Source organism: Streptomyces sp. NPDC007905 (assembly GCF_042959345.1).
Classification (GTDB): Bacteria; Actinomycetota; Actinomycetes; order Streptomycetales; family Streptomycetaceae; genus Streptomyces.
The window spans coordinates 1-4,608 of sequence record NZ_JBIBKS010000070.1 but is presented as its reverse complement, the minus strand read 5'-3'; the positions used below and the strand labels follow the sequence as shown (position 1 = coordinate 4,608).

General features: G+C 68.3%; 6 protein-coding genes. 1 reads left to right on the top strand and 5 read right to left on the bottom strand.

From position 1 onward, the window contains the following. Nucleotides 1-240 precede the first annotated feature (240 nt). On the top strand, nt 241-954 hold the full coding sequence (locus tag ACFZDC_RS41895) for a TIGR02391 family protein (protein ID WP_391332346.1): 714 nt from the start codon (nt 241-243) through the stop codon (nt 952-954). On the opposite strand, the gene ACFZDC_RS41890 is transcribed toward ACFZDC_RS41895, so the two are convergent. The 5 genes from ACFZDC_RS41890 to ACFZDC_RS41870 all read right to left on the bottom strand — a co-directional run bounded on the left by ACFZDC_RS41890 (nt 951) and on the right by ACFZDC_RS41870 (nt 4,394). After that, a complete protein-coding gene (locus ACFZDC_RS41890) occupies nt 951-2,333 on the bottom strand; it encodes a hypothetical protein (protein WP_391332344.1) in 1,383 nt (460 codons plus the stop codon). The genes ACFZDC_RS41895 and ACFZDC_RS41890 overlap by 4 nt on opposite strands. 16 nt (nt 2,334-2,349) lie before the next feature. Then, nucleotides 2,350-2,898, bottom strand: a complete 549-nt coding sequence (locus ACFZDC_RS41885; protein WP_391332343.1) for a DUF6233 domain-containing protein — start codon at nt 2,896-2,898, stop codon at nt 2,350-2,352. A gap of 2 nt (nt 2,899-2,900) precedes the next feature. Next, nucleotides 2,901-3,149, bottom strand: a complete 249-nt coding sequence (locus ACFZDC_RS41880; protein WP_391332342.1) for a nucleic acid-binding protein — start codon at nt 3,147-3,149, stop codon at nt 2,901-2,903. Nucleotides 3,150-4,086: 937 nt separating this feature from the next. Beyond that, entirely contained in the window at nt 4,087-4,191 is a 105-nt protein-coding gene (locus ACFZDC_RS41875) for a hypothetical protein (RefSeq protein ID WP_391332348.1), read from the bottom strand. After that, on the bottom strand, nt 4,188-4,394 hold the full coding sequence (locus tag ACFZDC_RS41870; RefSeq protein WP_391332341.1) for a DUF6300 family protein: 207 nt from the start codon (nt 4,392-4,394) through the stop codon (nt 4,188-4,190). Before ACFZDC_RS41870 ends, ACFZDC_RS41875 begins: the two co-directional genes overlap by 4 nt. Between the last annotated feature and the right edge of the window lie 214 nt (nt 4,395-4,608).

Here is a 4,608-nt window from a genome sequence, read left to right as displayed (position 1 = left end):
CCGGTGGCCGTTCTCATATCCGGACACTCACTCCGACGCCGGGCCAAACGCCCGGATCAGGTGGGAGCCCGTACACCACTTCCCAGGACGCAACCGCACGTCCGGTTCTGAGGGGGCCGGGGATCAGCAATGGTCTCCGGCTACCCGACCACACTTCTGGTTCGGGCCTTTGCTGCTGCTCTTGGCTTTGCTGAGCCTGTGAGACAGGGAGTGTCAGACTCCGCTCCTAGGATGCGGCCCGTGGATCGAGACTGGATGCGACGGCGGCTTGAGGCGTTCGACGACCTGGCCCTGCGCTACGAACGAAGTACACGGCCAGGTGACTACATAGGTGATCCGGCGTTGTATGAGCAGCTGCGCCGCGCGGAGCCCACGGTCAAGCAGATCCTGCGGCTCCTGGATCCTCAGCTTGCCGAGAAGATCAACCTGGATCAGATGGCGGGCGAAGACATGGCCCGCGATCAGGTTCACCGGGGCCTGGGCATTCTGGCCGACATGGACGAATGGGCCGCCCGTCTCGTACCGGATGCACCCGCCCTGCCCGCCGACCAGTTCCACCCCTGGGTGTGGGAGCCGGCCGCCCCACTGTGGGGCGCAGAAGCCCGGCAGGACGCCGTCCTGGCCGCTGCCCGCACCGTCAACCGCCGACTCCAGCAGAAGCTGGGACGCCACGACATCGGCGAGACGGACTTGTGCATGCAGGCCTTCGACATGAAGGACCCCGTCGCAGGCAAACCGCGCCTGCGATTCGACGGCGACCGCAACACACCGACCTGGCGCGCCCGCCAGGACGGCGCCAAGTACCTCGCGGCCGGTGCCTTCCTCGCCCTGCGGAACGTTGCCGCTCACGAGGATGCGGTGCCCTGGACCGAACAGGAGGCGCTGGAGCACCTGGCGACCCTGAGCGTCCTGGCCCGCTGGATCGAGCAGTGCACTGTGGAGCGCGCTGCCTAGACCCAGATCTCGTGCTCGTTGCGGTAGTGCGGCCACGGCTGTCCGGCCTGACGGGCGGCGAGGACGTGTTTGATGCCCGCGGCCCACGTGCCTGGTTGCAGGAGCTCCATCAGGTAGCGGTCCAGCTCGGAGCGGCGCATCTGCAGTGTCCATCCCGGTGTCATCGTCAGACCGCCCGGCAGTGTCACGGACCGCAGGCGTTCCTGCTGGTGGATCTCCATGATGACCTCGCCCTGCTCGAGGTGGTCCGTTTTGCCTGGCGGGCGGACCCAGCGGGCGTCCAGGCCGGTGGCCTGGAGCAGGCGGGTCAGTACGGGACCGGAGGTCTCCACGGTCGCCACGGCGTAGTCGCCGATCAGCCGGGCGCAGGCCACCGGGTGCAGCGGGTAGTTCGCCCAGGGCACCCGCAGCGGGTCTCGGGCGGTGCTGTCCAGGCTGGTGACATAGATGTTGTGGTCCTCCCGGCCGGCCGCGATCCCTGCCCGTTGCAGAGCGCCGTCGACGGCGTGCTGATGACGTTCGTGGAACTGCTCGGAGGACATGCCGTGCTGGGCGCATGCGTACTGGTCGACGACGTACAGGGCTCGGCTGCCGGGCACCGGTGCGGCGTAGATGCCGTCGGTTGCGGCCCGTTCGAGGGCGTCGCGCAGCACGTCCAGGTGGGTGCGCAGCGGCAGGTCCAGGTCGTAGAGGAGTTCCGAGGCGTTGTCCCCGGGCAGCGGGCCGCCGTCAAGCACCGCCGCGCGGGCCTGGTTGATCCGTCGTAGCTGCGCGCTCCTGCTGTTCTTCGGGTTGGTCTTGATCTCTTCCGTGCGGGGCGGGTTCACGCCGTCCCACACCGTGATGTCGCCGATGCGCAGGCAGTTGGTCAGGTCGTGCAGGAGTGCGAAAGCGCCGTCCTCTTTGCAGGCCCTCTCGAAGTGTTCGAGTTCTGCCGGCAGGCCCGCTTTGCCGTACATCGGGCCGGGCGACTGGTTGCGGCACAGAGCGAGGATGAACGGGCGGTGGAAGCCGAAGACGCGCCAGGCCAGCGCGTCACCGACCGAGCGCAGCTGGCGGGCCAGCCGCTCGCACACGTCGTGCTCGAATCGCCAGGTCGCGATGTCGGAGAGGTCGCGACCGGACTGGGGCTCCGGGGCCTCCGCGGGCGGCTGCTTGCCTTTGCGCATCCGGGTGGCGGCACGCTTGAACTCCCAGCGATCCTTCTCCACCTCCAGCAGGCTTGCGAGCAGGGCACGCTGCAATTCGACCCCGGCCTCCACCGTCTCGCAGTCGCGGAGCTGCTGGATGAGCTGGACTAGCACCGGCTGCATCGCCTGATGGCGTGGGTGCACCACCATGTCGTCGGGGCTGTACGAGTCGGCGTGGAACAAGCTCATCCTGCAAGTGTGGCGATCACTTCGTTCCCCTGCTGCCGTTTTCCGAGCCGCCGAAGCCATGCTCGAAACCCTTGAGTACCGGGTCGAGCTCCGCTGCCGCGCTGCATTGGGCGCACAGCCTGGTGCCGGGATGCTCGGCTGCGTCCAGCGCCTGGTCCAGGGTCAGCAGCGGTGTCCCGGCGGGTGCCTCCTCGCAGTCGACGGCGTGGATGACGCCCCGGCCGGGACCGCGGCCGCCGTGCAGCTTTTGCAGGACCCAGCCCGAGGGCCGGCGCTCCCCGAGGATCTGCTGCTCCGTCGACGGCGGCGGCAGCCGGGTCGTAGGGACGTCGTCGTACGAGACGCCGGGCACGGGCTTCACGTGGTCGGGGGCTTGCACCCACACCACGTACCGGGCGGGCTCCACGGCTCCGGAAGGCGTGTTCTGCCAGGCCGGGACGGCCACCTTGTACAGCCAGGCGCCCGGGACCTGCTGGCGCTCCTGGAGGCGGCCGGTGACCTCCTGGCCGTCGGGGAGGACCACCGTAATCGGCGGCGGCTCAGGCTTGGGTGGCGTATCCGCCACGGCTACGCCGCCTCCTGGCCCTCGCCGTCCTCACGTTCGAGGGCGTGCTTGAGCTGGGAACGGGCATCGAGCCGTTCGGGCCCGGCGACCTCGCCCCAGAAGGCGTGCGTGAGGATCACCCCCGTGAGGCCGCGTTCCTTCTCCCGCAGCATGGCGACCTCCTGCTGCTCCTGCTCCGACCAGCCCGGCGAGTCCGGGTAGGCACGGGAGGTGGCAAGCCAGTAGCCCTCGGGACGCTGCCAGGCCTCCATCGGTTCGACGGAGTACGGCAGCCGCTTGTACAGGGCAGTGAGGCCGCCCGCTGAGAAGGTGTGGATCCTCCGCGGACAGGCAGTTCGGTGGCCGCTATGCCGAGAGGGGCCGCAGGTGGATGGCACGTCAGGTCTTCGGCGTCCACTGGCCCTGCGACCGCGCATAAGTGCCTTACATAGCTGGACCGTTGGGGGTACCGTCGTAGTGCCGCACTTCGTGAGTGGCCTCCGGGTGACAGCCCGGGGGTTCATGGGGGCCCGGCCGCACCAGGCGGCGGGGCGCGCTCACGGAGGTGGACTAATGGCCGACAAGCAAGAGTCGACCACACGAGGGAAGTGGTGGCGCGAGTTCAGCACACGATTCGCCGCTGCCCTGAGCGTGAAAGCGCTCTGGGTGGTGATCGTGGAGTTCGTTCACTACGACTCTTAGCAGTCTTTGACTGCCTGGCGAGGCTAGGCCCCGGGGCGGCGCCCCCATCGCCCTAGGTCCAGCCTCGCCACCGCTCATGTCGTGGTGCCCTACGCCGCAGCGGCGATGTCTACGCCGAGCGCGGTAACCAGGGCGAGAAGGTCACCCCACGTCCACACGCCGCCCCTGCTCGTCGACCGGTACGGGCGCGGTGCACTCGGGGCCGGTCGAGCAGGTCACGCTGGCCTTCGGAAGCCAACTGCGGTAGAGCGCTGGCAGATCACTCGGTTGCCATCAGCGACACTCCAGCCAGCGATAGCACCACAGATGTTGCACCAGTTAGAGTTCGACTACCAGTGGCTGAGCTGCACAAACCCGATGTGCACACCACTACTACAGCCTCACTCCCCCAGAGAAGTCGGGGAAGTCGTACGTTCGCCACGGCCCCAACAGTAGTTCGACCCGGCGGCCGCGCTGCCTGTACGACGCGGCGGCACTACGCGCCCGGCAGCTTCCGCCGATGACCGCTCAGGGCTGGTCGGGCGGGGTGTCCTGCAAGTACCAGCCGTGGGCGGCCATGCACTCCTTCGTCCACTCCATCAGCAGGTGTGAGCCCTCCTTGACGCGACTCAGGTCATGACCGCCGTCGTTGGCGAACCACTGGACGAGAAGGCCGGCCGCCGGCGGTCCACGTCGCCGGTGTCACACACCGGGCACAACTCCAGGTGGATCGGCCGCCCGTGTTCGTCGTCCTGCGGCGCCACCCCGCTCATGATGAGGTCGCCTCGGCAACGTGAACACTGCGGCAGCCGGTCAGAGAACTCCAGCAACGCCATGGCCAGCCCCCTTGCTCTGGACGTGGCCCTCCACCCAAGACCCGCTGATCTACGCCGTCAACCCCTCCCGCAACGGTGGGACACCCGACCAAGGAATCTGTCCACAGGCGATCCGTGATCCCTAGACGAGTCTTTCCGAATACGGTCAGTGGTCATAGGCGGTCAGTGATCGGCTGACCGCCTGCCCGGTCTGGAAGTTGTGCCAGATCGCGGC